Below are 22,325 nucleotides of genomic sequence, written 5' to 3' on the forward strand. Positions count from 1 at the left end.
GATATGAAAACACAAAATCAAGTGCATAAAAAAGACCTGGCGCTTTCGCACCAAGTCTTTCATTAAAACCGCCAACCTATTTCAGGACGGGACATTTGCTGAGTATAAACGCTTAGTTTTGCTCGTCGCGCATAAATACTGGCTCAAGATCTTTAGTGGTTGCTTCAGGGCTAAAGTAATAACCCGCCACAGTAAACTCTTTTAATTGGCTAAGCTGTGTTACCTGGTTTTCTATAATGTAACGGGCCATCATGCCGCGCGCTTTTTTAGCGTAAAAGCTAATTACCTTATATTGGCCATTTTTGCAGTCTTTAAAATGCGGGGTAATAATTTGTGCATTGAGTGCTTTTTTATCTACTGCTTTAAAGTACTCGTTTGAAGCAAGATTAACGAGGTATTGTGCGTCTTGCGCTTTTAATTCCTCGTTTAATTTATTAGCAATAATGCTGCCCCAAAATTCATACAAATTTTTCCCGCGAGGGTTATCAAGCTTAGTGCCCATTTCTAGGCGGTAGGCTTGCATTAAATCAAGCGGTTTTAGCAAGCCGTATAAACCTGAAAGTATACGTAAATGGCTTTGCGCATAATCGAGGTTAGCGGCAGTGAGTGTTGCGGCATCTAAGCCACCGTACACATCGCCGTTAAAGGCTAGTACCGCTTGTTTAGCATTACTTTGCGTAAATGGTTGCGACCATTCGCTAAAGCGCGCAGCGTTAAGCCCTGCAAGCTTATCGCTAATTTTCATTAGGCTGCCAATTTGCGCTGGAGTTAGTTCACGGCATACTTTCATGAGCTCTTCGCTGTGCTCTAGTAATTCAGGTTGAGTGAACTTATCTGTTGCGGGTGGCGTTTCGTAATCAAGATTTTTTGCTGGTGAAATAACAGTGATCATAGTTAGCTATTGACTTGTAATTTATTTAATGTCAATTTCAACATTAAATGAGACGAAAAGCACGTTTTGTTTATAAAATACCATTGAAAATTAATCGCAATGGCCTAAATCCTACCTTAATAAATCATGCATCGTCGTTTTTCTATTGATAAGGACATAAGACCTATCAAGCATTGTCACACTGTTGCAGTATTGAATACTTATATTAAGGTAGTTTAGATTTTCTTTTAACTTGCTTGGAATGAGGAAGGCAAATGACTAGCGCTCTACAAAGGCTAAAACAACATTCATCTATCGTAGCCGACACTGGCGATATTGAAGCGATCAAAAAGCATCAACCAGAAGATGCAACCACAAACCCGTCGCTTTTATTAAAAGCGAGCGAGATTGAAGCTTACAAGCCTTATTTAGATAAAGCTTGGAGCTATGCAAAAGAAACAGAGCAAGATGCAGCTAAACAGCTTGAACTTGCATGTGACTACTTTGCCGTATTACTTGGTAAAGAAATTAGCGAAATTGTACCTGGTTATATTTCTACTGAAGTAGATGCTCGTTTATCATTCGACACCCAAGCAACTATTGATAAAGCACATACCCTGCTTAGCCTTTATGAAAAAGAAGGTGTAAGCAAAGACAAAATTTTAATCAAAGTTGCGTCTACATGGGAAGGCATTAAAGCGGCCGAACAGCTAGAAAAAGAAGGGACTAAATGTAACCTGACTTTATTATTTAGCGATGCTCAAGCGCGTGCATGTGCTGATGCAAACGTATTTTTAATCTCACCATTTGTTGGCCGTATTTTAGATTGGCACGTAGCAAATGGTATGGAAAAACCAACCGATCCGCTAAAAGATCCAGGTGTTCAATCTGTACGTAGCATTTTTGAGTTTTATAAACGCCATGATTACAAAACCGTTGTTATGGGCGCAAGCTTCCGTAACACCGGCGAAATTATTGCCCTTACAGGTTGTGACAAGCTAACGATTAGCCCTAACCTACTAGAAGACTTAGGCAATTTAGAAGGCGCAGAAGAATACTTACTACAAAGTGATATTCCTAAAGAGCCAAAGCCTGCTCCACTTACTGAGTCGCAGTTCCGTTGGTTACATAACCAAGATGCAATGGCAACTGAAAAACTAGCTGAAGGTATCCGCTCATTCGCAGATGCACAAGAGCAGCTAGAAGCACGTTTTAAAGCAATGTAATACGCGCTAATTATGTATTAAACGCCGCACCTGCGGCGTTTTTTATGCCCTTAATATAATCCGCACTGCTTTATACTAACCTGCCACAGCATGTACCATTGCCTACACAGCTAAATAACTAACTTTTAATATTTTTTATTTATTTTTTCTATCTAAAAATAACGCGCTTAATAAAGTTAGTTAGTATTAAACTTCATCAACGCATCACATACCTGTAACAAATTAGTCACTTTTTTATTCTATTTTAGCTAGGCCTGTGGTATAGGTATTCTCGAGGTTCACTAAAATCAATAGGAGATAGTCATGGATAGCCTAAACGATATATTAGAGATATTAGAAGGTCCTGATACAACAAGAAAAACCTCTCAAAAGAATAAAAAAAGAAAGTGGCGCGAGATTGAGGCCATAAAAGACAAACAACGGTTACGTAAAGAACTACAGGAGTTAGACTTTTTTACAGACAGCATTGAAATTGATGAGCTAGATTTTTAATTTCAAACTCATTGCGCTCAATTAGGCAATATATTTTGCGGCAGGAAAACCGTATCGATAGTAAAGCTAACGCCAGGTTTTACCCCTTCAAAATAATTGATAATTATTGCGCATGGGCATGTATACACAATAACTAAGCAAAAGGCTTTCATAATACGAAAGCCTTTTTTAATATATCAATTAAACCTGCCAGTTAATGGGCGTATCGCCTTGGGCTTGTAACAATTCATTTGTTTGTGAAAAGTGCTTACAGCCAAAAAAACCACGATGCGCAGAAAGCGGCGATGGGTGAGGCCCTTTTAAAATATGATGGCGAGCGCTGTTAATATTTTTACCTTTTTTTTGCGCATGAGCGCCCCATAAAATAAACACCACTCCTTTGCAGTGTGCATTTATATGAGCTATCACGTTATCGGTAAATTGCTCCCACCCTAAATGTTTATGCGAGTGCGCTTGGCCTTGCTCAACCGTGAGTACCGTATTGAGTAAAAACACGCCCTGCTCTGCCCAGCTTTGTAAGTAACCATGGTCTGGTATTTCAAAACCGGGAATATCCGTTGCCAATTCTTTGTACATATTTTTTAGCGACGGCGGTAACTTTTTAACCTCTGGCAACACAGAAAAACATAAGCCATGGGCTTGGCCTTCTCCGTGATATGGGTCTTGGCCTAAAATAACCACGCGAATATTGTTAAGGGCTGTCGCTTCAAAGGCACTAAATACTTGCTCTTTGGGTGGGTACACAGCAACACCTTCGACACGGCGTTTTGCTACATAATCTAATGTTTGCTGCATATAAGGTTGCTGTAATTCATATTCTAAAAAGGCTGGCCAATCGCTCATTGTATACTCTTAATTTGTTTGCGTGATGCATCTATTTTATCACACATATTTGCCAGTCCATCTAGCATGCGCGGTGTAAAACGATGTAATAAATCGGCATTTACACGTATAAATTGGTTATGTTTTACAGCGGGGACTTCTGGCCATTTTTGCCAATTAATTTTAGGTTGTGGATTATCGGCTTGTTCATCAGGAATAATAATAACCTGTGGTTTTTTAATCACCACGTTTTCAATACTTATTTGCGGGTAGTCGGTTGGGCTGTGTGCAAATACATTGCTTACATGACATGTTTCAATAAGCTGGTTTATCCATGTGTTTTCACTTACCGTCATCATTGGCTCTGGCCATAATTGATAAAAACCAGTTAATATTTTTTTGCTTTGCTGCTGCTTTTTAATTTTTTTAAGCTTAGTAATAAATGCGTTTGCTACTTGCTTACTTTGCTCAATACACCCTGTAAATTTTCCAAGAGCAATCAGCTCGTTTGCAACTTCTTCTATTTTTTTTGGATCACTTAAATGTACTTTTATACCAAGGCGTTTAATTTGTTCTAAATCTTCACTTTGATTACCGCTTTTCCAACCAATCACTAAATCGGGTTTTAGCGCTAATAATTTTTCAAGAGAAATACCATAGTAACCACCAATGCGCTCAATACTTTTAGCTTCATTTGGGTAGTCAGCGTAATCAACAGTGCCAACAATATTACTTCCCGCACCTATAGCAAACAGGTTTTCTACTATATGCGGTGCAAGTGCTACAACGCGTAGTTTATCTGGCGCAGCTGTATCACTGGCCACGGCACTGCCCCCAGAACACAATAACAGCAGTGCAGTAAAAAACGCTTTATACATTAGTAATCAAACCCTTCTAGTGCTTTTATACCCGAGTCGAAGGCGTGTTTAACATTGCGCACTTCGCTTACTGTATCGGCAAGGTCTGTTAACGTGCGGTGCGCTGCGCGACCTGTAATAATAACCGATTGCATGGGAGGGCGATTATTTAGCGCGTTTACTACCTCATCTAAATCAATATAACCGTAAGTCACCATGTAGGTAAGCTCATCTAGTAATACTAAATCAATACTGCTATCTGCAAGCATACGCTTTGACTCCTGCCACGTTGCTTGCGCGGCTGCGGTGTCGGCTTCTTTGTTTTGCGTATCCCATGTAAAACCGGTATTCATAACGGCAAATTCAACCCCTGCGCCTTGTAATAAGTTACGCTCTCCACACTCCCATGTGCCTTTAATGAACTGACAAACAGCGGCTTTTTTACCATGCCCTACGCAGCGAGCAACCACACCAAAGCCTGAGGTAGATTTACCTTTACCATTACCCGTAATTACCTGAAATATCCCTTTAACATCTTGCGCAGCAGCCACGCGTGCATCTACCTGCTCTTTTACTTTTTGTTGGCGCTGCTGGTGCTTATCGTTATTTGTATCCGTCATTATTATCTCCTTCATAAATCGATATAATGTGTTGTATGTTCAAATGCGCCTCGCACATAGTGGCCAAGCGCTCTAGTTGTTGCTCGCGATGCGCTACAATACTCACAGGTTGTATGGCTGCATCGCTTTTTACCCACTTTAAAATTTGCAGTGTGGTAGCGGGTTCATCAAACAAGCCGTGTAAATAAGTACCAGTAATGGCATTGTCGTCACTAATAAAGCCATCGTTTTCAAACCCATGAGGGTGCGCGTTAAACGTTAAAAATGGCTTATTAAGTGCTGCGCCTTCACTAATGCCGGCATGAATTTCGTAGCCGCTACACGGTGTTTGCAAATCATTTAACTGCATAGCCGCCGTTACTTTAGTGAGTACTTTTTGGGTGCTTAGAGTGGTTTCAAAATCGCATAGGGCAAGCCCCGTTACTTGCTTTAAGGACGACTCGACTCCGTTGGGATCATTTATGGTATACCCCAACATTTGCATACCACCGCAGATACCAAGTACTTTGCCACCATAACGTATGTGGCGCTTTATTTGCGTATCCCAGCCTTCATTTTTTACAAAACTTAAATCACCCAGCACGTTTTTACTGCCAGGAATAATAATCAGATCAACCGGTGGGATCGCGTGTGTGTGGCGTACATAATTTATATTAATATTTGGGTGCAGTCGCAATGCATCAAAATCGGTATGGTTACTAATATGCGGCAATAAAAGCACGGCTATATTAATGGTGGCAGTCGTCACCGTGTTATCTATTGCTACAGCATCTTCGGCATCAAGTGCTAAATCATGCAAATAAGGCAGCACTCCAAGCACTGGTTTTTTTGTGTAGCGCTCAAGCCAATCTAGCCCACTTTGTAGCAAGCTTATATCGCCTCTAAAGCGGTTTATAACAAAGCCTTTTACGCGCGCTTGCTCGGATTCGCTTAATAACGCAAGTGTGCCCACTAAATGCGCAAACACACCGCCTTTGTCTATATCGGCAATAATAATGACAGGGCAATCTACCGCTTCTGCGTAACCCATATTGGCAATGTCGTTCTCGCGTAGGTTTATTTCTGCGGGGCTGCCTGCTCCCTCAACCAATAATAAATCAAACTGCTTTGCTAGGCGTTTATGCGAGGCAAGCACTGCATCCATCGCAACCTGTTTATAGTTATGATACGCCCCTGCCTCCATATTACTAATGGCTTTTCCATGTACAATGACTTGCGCCCCCGTATCACTATTTGGTTTGAGCAATATGGGGTTAAAGTCGTTTTGAGGCTCTACTTTAGCGGCTATGGCTTGCAAAGCTTGCGCACGGCCTATTTCGCCTCCCTCTTTTGTAACCGCGCTATTAAGCGCCATATTTTGCGGTTTAAAAGGCGCGACCTTTACACCTTGCTTTGCAAACACTCTACAAAGCGCAGCGACTAAGGTGCTTTTTCCGGCATCTGACGTAGTGCCTTGAATCATTAAGGTTTTCATCAGCACTATGCCTTTGTTTTTCTAAAAAAGAGTAAGCTTAAAAAAAATACGCTACCCATAGCTGCTGTAATCACCCCAACAGGGAGCTCTTGGTTTTTAAGTAATGAGCGCGAAAGCACATCGACCCACACCATAAACGTGCCGCCCATTAAACTGGTAATTAGTAAGCCAGCAGTACTGCCCTGAGATATAAAAAAGCGCACTATGTGCGGCACCATTAAACCTACAAAACCAATACCGCCACATAAGGCCACCAGCACGGCCGTTATTAACGAGCTCAATACCAACATTAAAATTCTAAAACGGTGCACACGGACCCCAAGCGTTATCGCGCTTTCATCGCCAAGAAGCAGCGCATTTAACTGCCTTTTAAAGCTCAGCATAAAGCTAATACACACCACTATAACCACGCATGGCAACCATAACGTGGCCCATTGTGCGCGGGCAAAGCTGCCTAACGTCCAAAATAAAATACCAGCCACTGCTTGCGGGTCACTCCAATACAGCAATAAACTTGTAAATGCGCTAAATAAAAACGACAGTGCCACCCCCGCTAGCAACATAGACTCTACTTGCGACCTTTTTTGCCGCCCAGCAATAAGTATCAATAAGCCCATTGCTAAAAAGCTCCCTAATAAGGCAGCAGCCGATAACATAAACCCTGCACTAATACCCGCAACGGCCATAAGCAGTACTACCCCAAACGATGCGCCTGAGGATATGCCAAATAAATACGGATCAGCGAGCGGGTTACGGGTAACCGTTTGTAAAATAAGCCCTGCAATAGCCAAACCTGCGCCCGCCATAAAGGCAAGTAAGGTACGAGGTAATCTAAGCTCATAAATAATACGCGCGTTAAACGAGCCCTCTCCTGCTGATAAAATCCCTGTGAGCACATCACTTAACGGCGTATCTGCGGCGCCAAAACTCAGTGCGCTAAAAAGGCTAACCACTGCAATTAACACGGCTGCTATAAATATTGTCCACTGGTTTATTTTTGTTATATCCATTTAATTAATAGCCATAAAAGTAAGTAATATGAGGAATAGTTTGGCCATTTTCTGTGCGCTGAGGGTGGCTAGTTACGCGCGCACATACCCCAAAAACATCCGCTAGCATGTCCTCACTAAGTACCTGCGCAGGCGAGCCTGCATGTGTTATTTTACCTTTATTAATAACCACCAGCTCATCGCACATAGCGGCTGCTAAATTTAAATCATGAAATGAGGCAAACACAGTAACCCCTAGCGATTTTGCTAGTTCCATCACTTGTATTTGGTATTTAACATCTAAATGGCTGGTTGGCTCATCCATGATGAGTAATTGCGGTTGCTGCACTATAGCGCGGGCAATCAATGCACGTTGCTTTTCGCCCCCCGAAAGCGATTCAAAATTTTGCTTACACTGTTGCTCAAGCCCTACGGTTTTTATTGCCTGTGTAATTTTTTGTTTGTCGCTGTGGGTGGTGGCGCTAAATAATGATTTATGAGGTGTAAGCCCAAGGGCAACCACATCAAATAATGTTAGGTTAAATTGCGCGGGCGTTTCTTGTAGAACTACAGCAACATATTTTGCGTAGTCTTCACTTTTAAGCTGCCAAATATCCTGCTGATTAAAGGTAACGTTACCAGCGGTCGGTTTATTAAAGCGATACAAACAACGCAGTAAGCTCGACTTACCCGCCCCATTTGGGCCAATTAACCCAATAAACTTACCCTTAGCTATGTGTAAATTAATATTGTTTAAAATGGCGTGATCATCGACTTCCCACGACACATTTTGAACGTTTAATAAGGGGGTATTTGGCGCTAATGTAGTTTGCAAAAGTGAGTCCTTAGAAAGCGTGCACTCACTAACACACAGCTAAAAGACTAGTGCATCAATAAAAATGAGTTTACCCGCTCGTTAAAAAAGTATACCAATCTAGAACTTCTCATGCTGATTGATATGTCTCATTTGTATCTGACTTAAAGCGTGGTGCTAATTACAGTTACGGGAATAGTTGAGGAATTTCACCCCATTCCAAATGAGGGTCTATTATGGGCGGGTAAGTAAATAATTTAAAGCAAAAAAAACCGCGCTCATTAGAGCGCGGTTAATAAAGGGAGTGTTTAAGCAACGCTTAAAACTTGTATTCCATACCTAGGCCAACGTAGTCTTGGTCAACATTGTTGTCCATATCAAAGCTTGAGTAAAAACCAAATACTTTAATGTTTTTATTAAACTTATGATCAACACCTACAGAAACTGCCGTTTTGTCGTCGCTGTCATCAAAGTCCATTGCTTGGTATTGCACTTTAAACGTGTTTTTACCCATGTTGTAGGCTGCGTTTAATAAATAGCCGTCTGCTTCTGCGCTACCGTCTACTTTTTCTTGAGTTTGGTACATAGCGCCTAATTTAAAGCTCTCTACTTTACCTTGAATTGATGCGCGCACTACATCGTAGCCATTTACTTCGCTATCGGCTGCAACCGAGGCGTATACCGCACTCTTTTTAAGTGCAGAGTCACCGTAGGTAACCGCCATTGAATAACCGTTATCTGCATCTACGTCATCTTCAGCTATAAATGTAGCAAGTACTTTAAAGCCTTCGTAGCTTTTAGATGTATAAGTGATTGAATCACCTAAGCGGTTTTCACCTTTAAAGACATTTTTAATATCGCCTTCAAGGTCATTAAATAAATCTAACTTACCTTGCGATTGTTTAAGCGCTGTATCGTTACGACCCACAACAACTTGACCATATGCACCTTTTAAACCTACATACTGGTTACGTGCAGAAATATTGTCGTCGTTATCACCTTTAGAGTCAGCATCAGATACATCAACTTGAAACTCAAACTTATAAACCGCTTCTAATCCATCAGTAATCTTTTCAGACCCTTTTAGTCCAAAGCGAGATGCATTACTTTTAATTTCAGTGAAAGACCCTTCGCCATCATCAGACGATTGCACAGTAACATTCGCTTTACCGTATACATCAACGTCTGCAAACGCGCTAAAAGATAAACCACTTACTAGTGCAACACATAAGCTCGATTTTACAAAATTCATGTTATTTCCTCGATAATCACAAGACTAATTTTTAAAACAGCTGCAGTTTGTCACCGTTAAATGACAGATATATTACAAAGGAAACATTTTTGTCTTTTTATTTTAATAAAAGTGTCTAAATTCTGAAAACAAAACGACATGAATATTTAATAAACAAAATTGTACCTATTCAACCTCATTAAAAATCATAGTCGGTATTTAGTGTTCATCAACAGGCTGATAAGCATTTATTTTAGGTAATAAGTTAATCAGGGTTTCTATTAACTCTTTTTGTTCGTTGTCTCTGTGGTAGGCCACAAAAATATCACGCGAAGTATGTTCTACATCTTTTACATGAAACAGCTCACCCTTTTCTAGGTGAGACTCAACAAGTACCTCGGGGATAAACGCACTGCCGCCACACTGAAGAATTAAATCAAGGGCAATACGCCCCGTACTGGTTCTAAAATAAGGCGGCGTTTTACCGGTAAATTGGCGCGCATGCCATAGCGAAAACGTAGTACCCCAATCAACATATACATATTGGTTATCAAAAAAATTCTCGTTAGTGGCCGTGTCATAGCCACTAACCGGAATAATTGGCAGCTCGCAAATTCGCTCTACCACAAGCTCGTCTACTTTAGGGGGGTCAAATAAAATGGCTAAATCAAGCGTACGCTCTAATAATAACCGCGTGCTTTCTTGTTGGGCTTTAACCTCTGCAACCAACGACACCCCAGGCATAGCCGACACAATATTAGTAATGCCAAATTGTAAAAACGCATCCCATATATTAGGCGTACCCGCTAAACTTATTTGCTTGTGCATGTTATCGGCAAGTGCCACATCCACTTTGGCACGCTGCATGCCGGTGATGATCATTTTAGCGTGCGGAAGCAATCGCTCTCCTGGCGCCGTTAATTGAATATTGTTACGCTGGCGAATAAACAAGTTTACACCCAACCCCTGTTCTAATTGGCGAATCCGAAAGCTTACTGCCGATTGAGTGATATACAGGTTTTCAGCCGCTTTACCAAAGTGACGCGTGCGCACAACCTCTACAAATGTTTTTAATAAATCTATATCCAATTTTTTATCCTCACGATAAAAATAACTTGTTTAATAAATTGTCAAACTTGCATCATACTCCAGCAATAAACAGGGTATGAGGATACAGTTATGAGCAACGATATTTCACTACTTCGCCAAGCGTTTGTTAGCCAACGTCAATTTTATGATGATCAAAACTTTCCTCGCGGGTTTAGCCGCAGCGGAAACTTCACCTTATTAGAAGCCAGCATATTAGAGCAACACGGCGTTGTACTAAAAGGCCTTTATAATAAAACTTTAGCACCCCAAAATACGCTACAAGAGCAATTTGTTGACGTAGTTTGTGGCAGTAAAGAACCTACAAACCCAATCGAAAAAGCCTGGGTTAAATATTTAAAACTAACAACCTGTAAAACCAAGTTTCATACACTTTTTGGCCGTTCAAAAATGTCAGGGCCGGTACCAATAAGCCAAGACGATTATAGCGAATCAGATAGCGTATAAGCCTCTAAGATATTTGCTTTTTTGCGTTTTAACAGTTACAACTTGTATAAGCAAATACTTTTGCAAAATATCAAACAAGGTTGTTACGTGACGCGAAAAATACTCATAGTTGAAGATACGCCTACTATAGCGCGTGTGCAAAAGCATATCGCGCTTAAAGCAGGTTACGAAGTAGATATAGCCGAATCTTTAGCGGCAACAAAAGAGCTAATAGAACACAATAGCTACTTTTGCGCTGTTGTTGATTTTATTCTTCCCGATGCTCCTGCGGGTGAGGCGGTTCCGTATACTATTAATGCCGACATTCCCACCATAGTAATGACAGGCAACATAGATAAACAAACTCGCGACACGGTAGAAAAATACCCAATAATTGATTACATAATCAAAGAAAACAAACAAGCTTACCAATACCTAGAAAAACAACTAAGCCGTTTACCACGTAACGAGAACGTAAAAGTGTTGGTCGTCGACGACTCAACCTCTACCCGTAGATACATTTGCAGTTTACTAAAGCGCCATAAGTATCAAATACTCGAAGCAAAGGACGGCAAAGACGCGCTAGAAGTACTTGAAAGCCAAAAAGACGTGTCTGTTATTATTACCGATAACGAAATGCCAAACATGAATGGTGATGAGCTATGCGCCGAAATTCGCCGGCTTTACAGTAATGATGAAAAAGCCATTATCGGTATTTCAGGTGCTGACTCGTCAGCATTATCGAGCCTATTTTTAAAAAATGGTGCCAACGACTACCTCCATAAACCCTTTAACAGCGAAGAGTTTTACTGCCGACTAAGTCAAAACGTCGACATGCTTGAGCAAATAGCAACAATTAAGCGCCAAGCAAATACTGACTACTTAACAAACCTGCCTAATCGACGTTACTTTTTTGAAGAGTCGAGCAAGTCTCTCAAGTATTTAAAAAAATCGAATCAAGATGGTGCACTCGCCATGCTTGATATAGACCATTTTAAATCGATTAACGATACATACGGTCACGATTCAGGCGATGAGGTTCTCAAAGGGTTGGCGGTGTGTTTTAAAAAGTACTTTGAAAAGCAGCTAGTCGCTCGCTTAGGCGGTGAAGAATTTGCCGTTTACTTTACTGATGCAACCACAGCGCAAGCGCTAAAACGCCTTGAAGGGTTTAGGCAATTTATAGAGCTTAATAGCCAAGAGTTTAGCCAAGAAAAAATTAAATTTACAATTTCTATTGGTTTTGCAAGCGGCCCTATTTATCAAATAGATGAGTTACTTAAACAGGCCGATTTAAAGCTGTATGATGCAAAAGAAACCGGCCGTAATAAAGTAATAAGCTAAACCTTGACGCTGCTTTATAGCAACTTGCTTAAACTATTATTGCGCATAGGTATTAAACTTCGGCGGCGGTAACAGCCGCTTTTTTACGCTTACGCGATTGATGATAAGAGTCCCAGGTAAATATAGCCAGTGCACTCCAAATACAGGCAAAGGTAATCACCCGCTCTGCATCAAATACTTCATCGTAAAACACCACAGCAAGCATAAACATTAAACTTGGCCCTATGTACTGAAAAAAGCCCAATGTTGTGTACTGCAAACGCTTGGCCGCTCCGGTAAAGCAAAGCAGCGGCAACGTAGTAATAATACCGGCACTAATTAACAGCGCATTGGTATGCCAATCGTTTAGGGCTAAGTCGGAAGTAGGTGTTGGTGCCATTACCCACCAGTAAATTAATGCAACCGGAAGTAAAATTAGGGCTTCGAGTAAAATGCCTGGCAGCGCTTCAACTGGTAACTTTTTACGCAGTAAGCCATAAATAGCAAAAGACGTGGCAAGCGAAAACGCCACCACCGGAAACGAGCCAAAACTTACCAATTGCAATACTACGCCCGCAAAGGCTAAAAACACTGCAAACCCTTGTAACTTTCGCAGCCGCTCGCCTAAAAATAGCATGCCCAACAGCACATTAAGTAATGGGTTTATGTAATACCCTAAACTGGCATCGAGCATTTGGTTATTATTAACCGCCCAAATAAACAACCCCCAATTAAAGCCCAATATAGAAGAAGTAAGTACTAACATTAAAATAATTTTTGGCTGGGCAACTATGCGCTTAACCTTATCCCAGTATTTAAGCACACTGACCACAAGCACTAAAAAAACCACAGACCAGACAACACGGTGAGTTAAAATTTCAAAAGCAGAAACATGCTGTATTTGTTTGAAATAAATAGGCGCTAAGCCCCACATTAAAAAAGCTAAACAGGCAAAAATACCGCCTTTACGCTGCTCGTTTGCAATCGACATACATACTACTTATTCATACTAAAAGGCCGACAGTTTATACCAATTTGTGCTATTAAGTGATTTATTTTGCGGTAACTAAAGCTCAGCGAAAGGCTAAGATTTTTATTTTAGCCGTACGTAATTAGCAGCTTTAACCTACTAAATACGTACCTGTACCAAAGGCGATTTGGATTGCCTTTTCATTGTGTAGCTCCATTCTACATACACACACTTTATTACCAGAGCGGATCAAAGTAGCACTGGCTGTAAATGTCTCCCCTTTGCCAGGGCGCAAATAATCTGTGCGCAAGTCAATGGTGCCTAAGGTAGCCAGCTTTTGCTGTACGCTAGGGATATCGAGCTCGGTTAATTTATCGATAACACTGGCTGCTGCAAGCATGCCGCCCACATTATCGAGCACCGCCGATATAATACCGCCGTGAAGAATTTTTTGCGCAGGATTGCCTATAAATACATCCTGCCAGGGAAAGGTAATTTTAGCTTGCTCAGGGCTGAGCGACTCTACCGAGATATTTAAAAACTGATTAAATGGCATGCCATTTACAAACAGTGCGCCAACTTGTTCAATTAACATTTCTTTATTCATTATTATTCTCTATGTTTAAATTAACACTGGTACGATGAGTTAAGCATACCTGAAGCAAAACCACGAGGCACTAATTAAATCATTTACCTCTAAGCTAAAGACATCCTATAAAAAAACCACTAAAATAGCCGCCGATGAATACTCTAACCCCTACACCTAGCACATTGGTCCGCAAGCCCGACACGGTTCTTAAACAAGTGTTTGGCTACAGCGAGTTTCGTGATGGCCAAAAAGCGGTGATCGACGCGGCCATTAATGGCCAAGACTCTTTGGTACTACTGCCTACAGGCGGCGGTAAATCAGTGTGTTACCAAGTACCAGCGTTAGTGCTCGAAGGGGTTACTGTGGTAATTTCACCGCTTATCTCGCTCATGCAAGACCAAGTAACGCAACTGCAAGCATTAGGTGTTAAAGCCGCTTACATTAATAATAGCCTGGCTCGCGAAGAGCAACAATTAGTGTACCAACAATTGCACCAAGGGCTAATAAAATTACTGTATGTAGCCCCTGAAAAAGTGCTTCAGCATGAATTTACCGAGCGACTTAGCCACTTAAATATCAGCTTATTTGCAATTGACGAAGCACATTGTGTATCGCATTGGGGGCATGACTTTAGACCTCATTACTTTAGATTAAATGAGCTTAAGCAGCGCTTTTCCCATGTACCTATGATGGCACTGACCGCCACGGCCGATAAAGCGACCCGCTTTGATATAGTTGAGCAGTTAAAATTACAACACCCCTATATACATACCGGCAGCTTCGACAGACCGAATATTCGTTACACCATCGAAGAAAAGTTCAAGCCAATGGCGCAACTACTGCGCTATTTAAAAGAGCAAAAAAATCAAAGTGGCATTATTTACTGCACTAGCCGTAAGCGCGTTGATGACATTGCCGAAAAACTCGCTGATGCAGGTTTAAATGCCGCCGCGTACCATGCAGGCATGAGCAACGAGCAACGCCAATTTGTGCAAACCGGATTTGCCCGCGATGATATTCAAATAGTCGTTGCGACCGTTGCCTTTGGTATGGGCATAAATAAACCAAATGTGCGTTTTGTTCTGCATTACGATATTCCAAAAAGTATTGAAGCCTACTATCAAGAAACTGGCCGCGCTGGGCGTGATGGCTTAGCCGCAGAAGCTATTATGTATTTTGATCCTGCCGATATAGGCCGCGTTAGGCGCTTTTTTGAAGACATAGACGATGAACAACGCCGCCGCGTAGAAGAACAACGCTTTAATGCCATGGCCAGCTTTGCCGAGGCGCAAACATGCCGTCGCCAAATACTATTAAACTACTTTAGCGAGTATAAACGCGAGCAATGTGGCAACTGCGATATTTGCATTAACCCACCAAAAAGCTTTGATGGCACATTAGTAGCGCAACAAGCGCTTTCGTGTGTGTATCGAGCTGGGCAGCGGTTTGGCTTAGGCTATATTGTAGAATTATTACGCGGGGCTAATACCAGCCGCATACGCGACAACAACCACCACGAACTCAGCACCTATGGCATAGGCAAAGACAAAAGCAGTGAATTTTGGCTCAGTATATTACGCCAACTTATACACCAAGGCTTGTTAAGCCAAGATATTACCCAAGGTGCCTCGCTGCGCTTAACCGAAGCAGCACGCGCAGTGCTTAAAAGTGAATACGCTCTACAGCTTGCCGAGCCGCGCTTACAAGCTAAACACGTATACCAAGATAAACTGGCGCAGTTTAACTACGACAAAAAACTATTTGCCCGCTTACGGGCTCTGCGTAAAGAACTCGCTGATGCCGACGATGTACCGCCGTACGTTGTATTTAACGATAAAACCTTAGCCGAAATGGCGCAATTAATGCCCACCAACGACAGCGAATTTTTAAAGGTATCGGGCGTTGGCTTTACCAAACTCAATAAATATGGCGGCGAATTTTTAACGGCCATTCGTAATTACCTTGCTAGCAATTAAGTAAACTATGACCCAAATTGAATACAATCACGCCCATAAATGCATTGTTATAAGCCCGGTAGAAGCCCCACACGATGAAGACTTTGAGCTGTGGAGCACACTGTTTTTACACGCCGATGAAATAACAATTATTGACTACGCAGGGGGTGCTGACCGTCATCAATTGCGCTTTAGCTATCAACAGCAAACCTTTAATTTAAATTTTGAACACTACAGCGAAAGTATTTGGATTAATGGCGAAGGCCAAGAAGCCGAGCATTTATTAGCAGCCCTTGCTTTTTACTTAAGCTAAAACACTTCGCATATGCACTAATTAACAAAGGTGCGTAACGGTAACAATTAATTAGTTTCAAAATCCATACCTTTTACTTACATTGTAATAACAATGATGTAAGCTGATATTACGACTCATATTTGCAGTAGTATTGAAGAGGTTGAATGGTGAATAGAAAATGGATTGCACACTGTTGTATAAGCTTAGCCCTTGTAAGCTTTAGTGCGTCTGAGGCCTTTGCACAACAACCACCCAATAAAACTAACACCTGCTCCGCTGTGCAAACTCACTCAGACAAAAGCAATAATTTACGCCGTGAGGTTGAAGATAAAACCACACTGATTAATAGTCGTAGCGACGCCCAAATAACTTCAATTACCCTTAAACAACTTAACGTTTTTAATACCGAGTTGGAGGAGGAAAATAACGCGCTTTTTCGTTTTGCCAACCGCGCGCATATTCAAACCGAGCCAGACGTTATTAGTAATATTCTGTTATTTAAACAAGGTGATAATTACAATGCCAGAAAACTCGCTGAGTCAGAGCGTTTATTACGCCAACAAAACTATTTATATGATGCGCAAATAAGCGCGGTTGAAAACTGCGACGGCAACGTAGATGTAACGGTGGTAACTCGCGATTTATGGACCTTACTACCCGAAATAAGCTTTAGCCGCAGCGGTGGCGAAAATAAATCGAGTATTGGTTTTCGTGAGTCCAATTTACTGGGTTGGGGCAAGCGTTTGTCGTTTTCACGCACCACCGACAGCGATCGTAACGGTTATTTATTTGTTTATGACGATCCTAATATATTATCTAGCCGGTATCGCGGGCGCTTAGAGTATGCCGACAACAGCGACGGTAAGCGCCACTTATTAGAGCTAACCTATCCGTTTTACGCCATAGATACACCTTATAGCTATGGTATTAAAAGCTTTTCTGAACAGCGAGAAGAGTCGTTGTATCGCCGTGGTGATGAATACAGCGAGTTTGATCAAACAACCGATTTTTTTAGCGCTTTTTTAGGCCACTCTAAAGCATTATCTGATAGCTGGACACAGCGCTTAACGCTTGGCTATGTAAAGCAAGAAGACAGCTTTGCAGAAATAGAAACAACTTTTGCTCCCTTGGCCAAAAACAGACAACTAAGTTACCCCTATGTGAGTGGTCATTGGTTTGAAGACAGTTATATAAAAGTGCGTAATTTTGACAGTATTTCGCGCACCGAAGATTTAAATTTAGGGTGGAATATTAAAGCCCTATTAGGCTACTCAGATGAATCACTAAGTAATGATGACAGCAGAGCCGTGTATTCGTTAAAAGCTAAAAAAGCGCACTTTACTACCGACAGAACGCTGTGGCGTTTTAGTGCTCAAGTGGATGGTTATTGGAATAAAGAGCAAAAACAACTAGAAAACTTTTTAGCCACCAGCGAAGTGCAGTACTACTTAAATACCAGCGAAAACCAATCTTGGTTTGTTAAAGCCCGTGCCCAGTATGCTAAAAACCTAACCGCCGATAAGCAGCTAACACTTGGCGGCGAAACGGGCCTTCGTGGCTATCCTATGGATTACCAGCATGGCGACCGAAGCTTTTTAGTCAGCCTAGAAAAACGCTATTACTGGGAGTACGATTTACTGCAGCTATTTAAAGTCGGTGCAGCGGGCTTTGTTGATGTTGGCCGCGCTTGGTTTAACGATGAAGACAACGGCGAGAACGATCATGTTTTAAAAAATATTGGGGTGGGTTTGCGTTTAGCACCTAGCAGAGCAAACTCTGGCACCATGATCCACCTTGATATTGCCGCCCCGCTTGATAGCTACGACGATGTTGATTCGGTGCAGTGGCTCGTGAGTGTTAAAAACACCTTTTAAATAGCGAGCAATAAACGAAAGCGTTACACTAGCGCTTTAAATTTTCCTAAAAACAGTACGGGATCACACTTTGGAATTGTTTGCGCTTTTAGAGCTAATGGGTACGCAATATAAATTGATTGTTACCCTTATGGCCATTTTACTTTTTCCTCTTTTATTAAAAGTCACTAAAAAGTTGCTCGAAAAAGCCATAAAAGGAAAAGTAGATGTTCATCGTAAATTTAGAGCTGAGCTGTTATTAAAAATAATACTCGCGTTTGTAGTGCTGTGCTTAGTGCTTATATTTTGGGGTATAGAGCTGCGCGGGCTATTAGTTTTGGGCTCATCCTTATTTGCTATGCTCGGGGTCGCTTTGTTTGCCGCTTGGTCGCTGCTTAGTAACCTTACCGCTTTTTTACTCATGTTTATTCAAAATGGTTTTCATGTGGGAAATTGGGTGCGTATTGTTGATGGTGCAAACCATATAGAAGGGCGCATTGTCGAATTAGGTTTAATGAACGTGCTACTTGAGCATGTGGATGGGCACCGAGTTGTTTACCCTAACAACCTGTTTGTGACACGCCCGGTTATGGTATTAAATAAAGAACCTAAGCCTACAAAGGCACCGGTAATAAAACGGATTATTGGCCCTAAAAAGACATAGTTTAAAAAGTCATATCCGCAAAAAAGCCGCAGTAAGGCAAACCTCACTGCGGCTTTTTAGTAGCTAACACAATGCTAATTATTTAGCTCAGCTGTTTTAAGCTCTTCATCTAAATCATTTATTTCGTCAATAAAATGCTCTAATTGCTGCTCTACTAAGCTGTTATCATTTGCAAAGTAAGCAAGGTGGAATACCGCATCCCCTTCGTTTACTAGTGGCATAGTTTGCTGGCCTATCACAATACCGCCCTTAGGCGCTAAAAGCTCAAGCTCGGCATCACCTAATGGGCTACTTATGTACGCCAGCACTTGGCCTTTTTCTACGTGTTCACCTAGCGATACTTGAGCACGTACAATGCCATCTACCTCAGCGCGTATCCAACTTGTAGACCCTGCAATGATAGGATCGGGCAGTTTTTTAGGACGCTTGCCGCGGATCATTTTTAAATGCCGCATCACATAATCCACACCCTGCACACCTGCTGCAATGGCAATAGGGTCAAAGCGTAGGGCTTCACCGGCTTCGTAAGTAATAACCGGTATACCTAAATTAGCGGCTTCACTACGTAATGAGCCATTACGAAGGGATGCATTTATAACCGCTGGCGTACCAAATGCTTTAGCCATATCAGCGGTTGCTTCATCATCTAAGTTAGCGCGTATTTGCGGTAAGTTAGTACGGTGAATAGCTCCCGTATGTAAATCAATAATGTGGGTACAATGTACCGCCACCTGATTAAAAAACATATGTGCCATACGCCCCGCAAGCGATCCACGCTCAGAGCCCGGAAAGCTGCGGTTCATATCACGCCTATCGGGTAAATAACGTGATTTATGAATAAAGCCAAACACATTAACAATTGGCACAGCAATTATGGTTCCGCGCAGTTGGCTTGCATCTATTTTAGAGAGCAGCTGGCGTACAACTTCTACACCATTTAGCTCATCCCCATGAATAGCGGCACACACCATCAGCACTGGGCCTTCCATTACACCATTAACCACTTCAATAGGAATATTGAGCGGTGAATGGGTGTAAAGTTTAGCAGCCTCTAAGGCAAGGGTTTTACGCTCGCCCACGCCAACACTTTCACCTAATAAGGTAAAAGGACGATTAATTTTAACCTTTGCCACGGGTTGCGGTTCCTTTAATAGCAGCATTTTTTTCGATGAAATCAATCACCATACCGGCAATATCTTTGCCTGTTGCCACTTCAATCCCTTCAAGGCCTGGAGAAGAGTTTACTTCCATTACCAAAGGCCCACGAGATGAGCGAAGTAAATCAACGCCCGCTACATTTAAGCCCATTGCTTTTGCTGCAGCAACGGCGGTTTTACGCTCTTCTGGGGTAATGCGTACTAATGTAGCGCTACCACCACGGTGAAGGTTTGAGCGGAACTCGCCTTCTTGCGCTTGGCGCTTCATGGCCGCTATTACTTTATCACCAAGTACAAAACAACGAATATCGGCTCCGCCGGCTTCTTTAATGTATTCTTGAACCATAATATTGGCTTTTAAACCCATAAACGCTTCAATAACACTTTCAGCCGCTTTGCGTGTTTCAGCAAGTACAACACCGATGCCTTGTGTGCCTTCAAGTAATTTAATAACAACCGGAGCACCGCCTACCATTTCTAGTAAGTCTTTAACGTCATCTGGTTTGCTGGCAAAACCGGTTACCGGCATGCCTACCCCTTTACGTGATAACAGCTGAAGTGAGCGTAATTTATCGCGCGAACGAGAAATAGCCACCGATTCGTTAACAGGATAAACCCCCATCATTTCGAACTGACGTAAAACAGAGCAACCATAAAACGTCACCGATGCACCAATACGTGGAACAATGGCGTCAAAATCTTTTAAATTTTCACCACGGTAGTGAATTTCTGGCTGTTCTGAGTTTATATTCATATAGCAACGAAGCGCATCAATCACCTTTACCTCGTGACCGCGTGCCTCTGCCGCTTCAATTAAGCGACGCGTTGAATACAAATTTCTGTTGCGAGATAAAATACCAATTTTCATAGTTAAAACCTTAACTATCTAATAAATGAGATAAAGCCGGATCAACGACTATACGATTTTCCATGGCTGTACGCCCTAATAACATTCTAAACTTCATGGTTGCCCGACTCGTTAAAGTAACTTCTATTGGCCAGCTGTGCTGCCCTGCATGCAATGTTGTTTCTATAAAGTAGCGTAACTCTTTTTGCCCACTTGAGCTGGTTACCGCCTTAATTTTTTTAACCTTTGCAGTGCACGCAACCTGAGTGTGTTCGTCATCTTGCAATGGTTGGACTATAAATTTTACCCACTTTTCTTCGCCTTCTTTATACTCTTCAATGTTAATTGCATGAATACATGAAGTGCGGGCGCCAGTATCAACTTTTGCTTTTATCTTTTCGATGCCAAGCTCGGGTAAACTTAACCACTCACGCCAACCAACAGTTAACTTTGCTGTCATAAATGTGCCCTTAATAAAGAAGTGACTTATACGCTACGGCGCAAAAAACACCAGCGAAATAAATTTATCTAGTCGATGAGTAAATTAAATTGATCTTTTATAGGAACTAATCACACAATGCGCGCCTTGCTGTTTAGTGCCTTATTTAGCAATTAAAGCCTGCATATAGGTTTTACCTTAACGCTAACTTATTAAAAGTTAAAGTAAGTTTGTAAAGCACTATGCAGATACACTATAGTTAACTGTATTAAAAATACACTATTATATGAGTTTAAAATATGATTAATGGTTTACTGCATGCACTGGTGCTTGATGAAAAAGGCGGCGCGCACGCCATAGAAAACACCCGCGATTTAAATAACTGGCACCCTAGCCAAGGTAAACTGTGGATACATATGGACTACAGCCAAAGCGAGGCAGTAACGTGGCTTAAAAGCCAGGCTCACCTTACCGACTTTGAGCTTGATTCGCTTATTGCTGATGAAACTCGCCCTCGCTTAACACCAAGTACCAATGGCCATATGCTGTTTTTACGTGGTGTAAATTTAAACCCAGCGCAAAGCCCTGAGGACATGGTGTCAATTCGTTTATTTATTAGCGAATCTGTGGTTATCACAACGCGCAAACGTCGCTTACTTTCGATTCAAGATATATTAGCAGAGCTTAATGCTGGCCACGGCCCATGCTCAATATCAGAGTTGGTCGGCTCTATTACGCAAAAACTGACATCACGCATGCAAAGTGTAATTGATACGCTTGATGAAACCCTGGATGAATTTGAAGAAGAAATAGACGAGCCAAGTAAAAAGTTTGATAACCAAGGTTTATCTCAACTGCGCCGTCAAACTATTGCCTTAAAGCGTTACTTAAAACCGCAAAAGGAAGCATTAAGTTTAATGGTAAATAACCATTACCCCTGGCTTTTAGATGAAGATAAAGCAAAGCTAAACGAAACCACTAACTTACTTATTCGTTATTTAGAAGAGCTAGATAGCGCCATAGAGCGTGCGCAAATTATTCAACAAACCATTACTAACCAAGTGTCTGAGCAATTAAATCAACGCATGTATGTAATGTCGGTTGTGGCTGCGCTTTTTTTACCACTGGGCTTTTTAACGGGCCTTTTAGGGGTAAATGTAGGTGGCATACCTGGTACCGAAAACCCTTATGCATTTAGTGCATTTGTGATTTTTTTAATTGTGCTTACTGGCGGTATTGGCGTGTACTTTAAAAATAAAAAATGGTTATAAAATAAAGTTTTTTTATTATGGCCACTCAATTGA

Annotated in this window: 23 protein-coding genes and 1 riboswitch; of the genes, 9 read left to right on the top strand and 14 right to left on the bottom strand. The window is 41.6% G+C overall.

What is annotated here, in order from left to right:
- Window positions 1-112 precede the first annotated feature (112 nt).
- Entirely contained in the window at window positions 113-892 is a 780-nt protein-coding gene (gene yaaA, locus CWC04_RS12645) for a peroxide stress protein YaaA (RefSeq protein ID WP_004587994.1), read from the bottom strand.
- Between the two features lie 254 nt (window positions 893-1,146).
- On the opposite strand from yaaA, the gene tal reads away from it, so the two are divergent.
- Both tal and CWC04_RS12655 read left to right on the top strand, forming a co-directional pair.
- A complete protein-coding gene (tal, locus tag CWC04_RS12650) occupies window positions 1,147-2,097 on the top strand; it encodes a transaldolase (protein WP_138685598.1) in 951 nt (316 codons plus the stop codon).
- A 303-nt stretch (window positions 2,098-2,400) separates the two neighbouring features.
- Entirely contained in the window at window positions 2,401-2,589 is a 189-nt protein-coding gene (locus CWC04_RS12655) for a DUF3545 family protein (protein ID WP_004587992.1), read from the top strand.
- A 180-nt stretch (window positions 2,590-2,769) separates the two neighbouring features.
- Here the strand turns inward: CWC04_RS12655 and ung are convergent, their stop codons facing one another.
- The 8 genes from ung to CWC04_RS12695 form a co-directional block, all read right to left on the bottom strand.
- Complete coding sequence (gene ung / locus CWC04_RS12660) at window positions 2,770-3,432, bottom strand: uracil-DNA glycosylase (RefSeq protein ID WP_055254846.1); 663 nt, start codon at window positions 3,430-3,432, stop codon at window positions 2,770-2,772.
- Entirely contained in the window at window positions 3,429-4,289 is an 861-nt protein-coding gene (locus CWC04_RS12665; RefSeq protein ID WP_138685599.1) for a cobalamin-binding protein, read from the bottom strand. Before CWC04_RS12665 ends, ung begins: the two co-directional genes overlap by 4 nt.
- Complete coding sequence (cobO, locus tag CWC04_RS12670) at window positions 4,289-4,888, bottom strand: cob(I)yrinic acid a,c-diamide adenosyltransferase (RefSeq protein ID WP_004587989.1); 600 nt, start codon at window positions 4,886-4,888, stop codon at window positions 4,289-4,291. Before cobO ends, CWC04_RS12665 begins: the two co-directional genes overlap by 1 nt.
- Window positions 4,872-6,362 carry a cobyric acid synthase gene (locus CWC04_RS12675; RefSeq protein ID WP_138685600.1) on the bottom strand — a complete coding sequence of 497 codons (1,491 nt, stop codon included), beginning with the start codon at window positions 6,360-6,362 and terminating at the stop codon, window positions 4,872-4,874. Before CWC04_RS12675 ends, cobO begins: the two co-directional genes overlap by 17 nt.
- Before the next feature lie 5 nt (window positions 6,363-6,367).
- Complete coding sequence (locus tag CWC04_RS12680; protein WP_138685601.1) at window positions 6,368-7,372, bottom strand: FecCD family ABC transporter permease; 1,005 nt, start codon at window positions 7,370-7,372, stop codon at window positions 6,368-6,370.
- Between the two features lie 4 nt (window positions 7,373-7,376).
- A complete protein-coding gene (locus CWC04_RS12685) occupies window positions 7,377-8,186 on the bottom strand; it encodes an ABC transporter ATP-binding protein (protein ID WP_064385687.1) in 810 nt (269 codons plus the stop codon).
- Window positions 8,187-8,254: 68 nt separating this feature from the next.
- A riboswitch (cobalamin riboswitch) is annotated at window positions 8,255-8,386 on the bottom strand.
- A 98-nt stretch (window positions 8,387-8,484) separates the two neighbouring features.
- The gene (locus CWC04_RS12690; RefSeq protein WP_138685602.1) at window positions 8,485-9,417 is read right to left on the bottom strand and encodes a porin; all 933 of its coding nucleotides are present in this window, start codon (window positions 9,415-9,417) and stop codon (window positions 8,485-8,487) included.
- A gap of 198 nt (window positions 9,418-9,615) precedes the next feature.
- Complete coding sequence (locus CWC04_RS12695; protein WP_004587984.1) at window positions 9,616-10,485, bottom strand: LysR family transcriptional regulator; 870 nt, start codon at window positions 10,483-10,485, stop codon at window positions 9,616-9,618.
- Between the two features lie 90 nt (window positions 10,486-10,575).
- Between CWC04_RS12695 and CWC04_RS12700 the strand changes: the two genes are divergently transcribed.
- Window positions 10,576-10,950 carry a MaoP family protein gene (locus CWC04_RS12700; protein ID WP_004587983.1) on the top strand — a complete coding sequence of 125 codons (375 nt, stop codon included), beginning with the start codon at window positions 10,576-10,578 and terminating at the stop codon, window positions 10,948-10,950.
- A gap of 87 nt (window positions 10,951-11,037) precedes the next feature.
- Window positions 11,038-12,273 carry a response regulator gene (locus CWC04_RS12705; protein WP_138685603.1) on the top strand — a complete coding sequence of 412 codons (1,236 nt, stop codon included), beginning with the start codon at window positions 11,038-11,040 and terminating at the stop codon, window positions 12,271-12,273.
- 52 nt (window positions 12,274-12,325) lie between these two features.
- Here the strand turns inward: CWC04_RS12705 and rarD are convergent, their stop codons facing one another.
- Complete coding sequence (gene rarD, locus CWC04_RS12710) at window positions 12,326-13,243, bottom strand: EamA family transporter RarD (RefSeq protein WP_126005946.1); 918 nt, start codon at window positions 13,241-13,243, stop codon at window positions 12,326-12,328.
- 130 nt (window positions 13,244-13,373) lie between these two features.
- Entirely contained in the window at window positions 13,374-13,829 is a 456-nt protein-coding gene (locus tag CWC04_RS12715) for a thioesterase family protein (protein ID WP_004587980.1), read from the bottom strand.
- A 134-nt stretch (window positions 13,830-13,963) separates the two neighbouring features.
- Between CWC04_RS12715 and recQ the strand changes: the two genes are divergently transcribed.
- From recQ to CWC04_RS12735, 4 genes are all read left to right on the top strand, one after another.
- Window positions 13,964-15,787 carry a DNA helicase RecQ gene (gene recQ / locus CWC04_RS12720; RefSeq protein WP_138685604.1) on the top strand — a complete coding sequence of 608 codons (1,824 nt, stop codon included), beginning with the start codon at window positions 13,964-13,966 and terminating at the stop codon, window positions 15,785-15,787.
- Window positions 15,788-15,794: 7 nt separating this feature from the next.
- Window positions 15,795-16,079: a DUF3630 family protein gene (locus CWC04_RS12725; RefSeq protein ID WP_029772370.1), complete on the top strand. Its 285-nt coding sequence runs from the start codon at window positions 15,795-15,797 to the stop codon at window positions 16,077-16,079.
- 146 nt (window positions 16,080-16,225) lie between these two features.
- A complete protein-coding gene (locus CWC04_RS12730; protein WP_138685605.1) occupies window positions 16,226-17,935 on the top strand; it encodes a BamA/TamA family outer membrane protein in 1,710 nt (569 codons plus the stop codon).
- A 70-nt stretch (window positions 17,936-18,005) separates the two neighbouring features.
- Window positions 18,006-18,578 (top strand): mechanosensitive ion channel domain-containing protein, encoded by a 573-nt coding sequence (locus CWC04_RS12735; protein WP_029772372.1) that lies wholly within the window; start codon window positions 18,006-18,008, stop codon window positions 18,576-18,578.
- 74 nt (window positions 18,579-18,652) lie between these two features.
- On the opposite strand, the gene CWC04_RS12740 is transcribed toward CWC04_RS12735, so the two are convergent.
- From CWC04_RS12740 to CWC04_RS12750, 3 genes are read right to left on the bottom strand one after another with little or no spacing between them, the layout of a single operon-like run.
- Window positions 18,653-19,711, bottom strand: coding sequence for a succinylglutamate desuccinylase/aspartoacylase family protein (locus tag CWC04_RS12740; RefSeq protein ID WP_024031557.1), 1,059 nt, complete (start codon window positions 19,709-19,711; stop codon window positions 18,653-18,655).
- Window positions 19,698-20,603 carry a 30S ribosomal protein S6--L-glutamate ligase gene (gene rimK, locus CWC04_RS12745; RefSeq protein ID WP_004587974.1) on the bottom strand — a complete coding sequence of 302 codons (906 nt, stop codon included), beginning with the start codon at window positions 20,601-20,603 and terminating at the stop codon, window positions 19,698-19,700. Before rimK ends, CWC04_RS12740 begins: the two co-directional genes overlap by 14 nt.
- 10 nt (window positions 20,604-20,613) lie before the next feature.
- Window positions 20,614-21,042 carry an ATP-dependent zinc protease family protein gene (locus tag CWC04_RS12750; protein WP_024031556.1) on the bottom strand — a complete coding sequence of 143 codons (429 nt, stop codon included), beginning with the start codon at window positions 21,040-21,042 and terminating at the stop codon, window positions 20,614-20,616.
- 278 nt (window positions 21,043-21,320) lie between these two features.
- Here CWC04_RS12750 and CWC04_RS12755 point away from each other — a divergent pair, with 278 nt between their 5' ends.
- Window positions 21,321-22,292, top strand: a complete 972-nt coding sequence (locus tag CWC04_RS12755; RefSeq protein WP_029772374.1) for a zinc transporter ZntB — start codon at window positions 21,321-21,323, stop codon at window positions 22,290-22,292.
- The last annotated feature ends 33 nt before the right edge of the window (window positions 22,293-22,325 follow it).

Source organism: Pseudoalteromonas sp. S2893, from assembly GCF_005887105.1.
In the GTDB taxonomy this organism is placed as follows: Bacteria; Pseudomonadota; Gammaproteobacteria; order Enterobacterales; family Alteromonadaceae; genus Pseudoalteromonas; species Pseudoalteromonas atlantica.

Coding starts and splice junctions, on each gene's coding strand:
- yaaA (WP_004587994.1), bottom strand. CDS start 892: ATGATCACTGTTATTTCACCAGCAAAAAATCTTGATTACGAAACGCCA.
- tal (WP_138685598.1), top strand. CDS start 1,147: ATGACTAGCGCTCTACAAAGGCTAAAACAACATTCATCTATCGTAGCC.
- CWC04_RS12655 (WP_004587992.1), top strand. CDS start 2,401: ATGGATAGCCTAAACGATATATTAGAGATATTAGAAGGTCCTGATACA.
- ung (WP_055254846.1), bottom strand. CDS start 3,432: ATGAGCGATTGGCCAGCCTTTTTAGAATATGAATTACAGCAACCTTAT.
- CWC04_RS12665 (WP_138685599.1), bottom strand. CDS start 4,289: ATGTATAAAGCGTTTTTTACTGCACTGCTGTTATTGTGTTCTGGGGGC.
- cobO (WP_004587989.1), bottom strand. CDS start 4,888: ATGACGGATACAAATAACGATAAGCACCAGCAGCGCCAACAAAAAGTA.
- CWC04_RS12675 (WP_138685600.1), bottom strand. CDS start 6,362: ATGAAAACCTTAATGATTCAAGGCACTACGTCAGATGCCGGAAAAAGC.
- CWC04_RS12680 (WP_138685601.1), bottom strand. CDS start 7,372: ATGGATATAACAAAAATAAACCAGTGGACAATATTTATAGCAGCCGTG.
- CWC04_RS12690 (WP_138685602.1), bottom strand. CDS start 9,417: ATGAATTTTGTAAAATCGAGCTTATGTGTTGCACTAGTAAGTGGTTTA.
- CWC04_RS12700 (WP_004587983.1), top strand. CDS start 10,576: ATGAGCAACGATATTTCACTACTTCGCCAAGCGTTTGTTAGCCAACGT.
- rarD (WP_126005946.1), bottom strand. CDS start 13,243: ATGTCGATTGCAAACGAGCAGCGTAAAGGCGGTATTTTTGCCTGTTTA.
- CWC04_RS12715 (WP_004587980.1), bottom strand. CDS start 13,829: ATGAATAAAGAAATGTTAATTGAACAAGTTGGCGCACTGTTTGTAAAT.
- recQ (WP_138685604.1), top strand. CDS start 13,964: ATGAATACTCTAACCCCTACACCTAGCACATTGGTCCGCAAGCCCGAC.
- CWC04_RS12725 (WP_029772370.1), top strand. CDS start 15,795: ATGACCCAAATTGAATACAATCACGCCCATAAATGCATTGTTATAAGC.
- CWC04_RS12730 (WP_138685605.1), top strand. CDS start 16,226: ATGGTGAATAGAAAATGGATTGCACACTGTTGTATAAGCTTAGCCCTT.
- rimK (WP_004587974.1), bottom strand. CDS start 20,603: ATGAAAATTGGTATTTTATCTCGCAACAGAAATTTGTATTCAACGCGT.
- CWC04_RS12750 (WP_024031556.1), bottom strand. CDS start 21,042: ATGACAGCAAAGTTAACTGTTGGTTGGCGTGAGTGGTTAAGTTTACCC.
- CWC04_RS12755 (WP_029772374.1), top strand. CDS start 21,321: ATGATTAATGGTTTACTGCATGCACTGGTGCTTGATGAAAAAGGCGGC.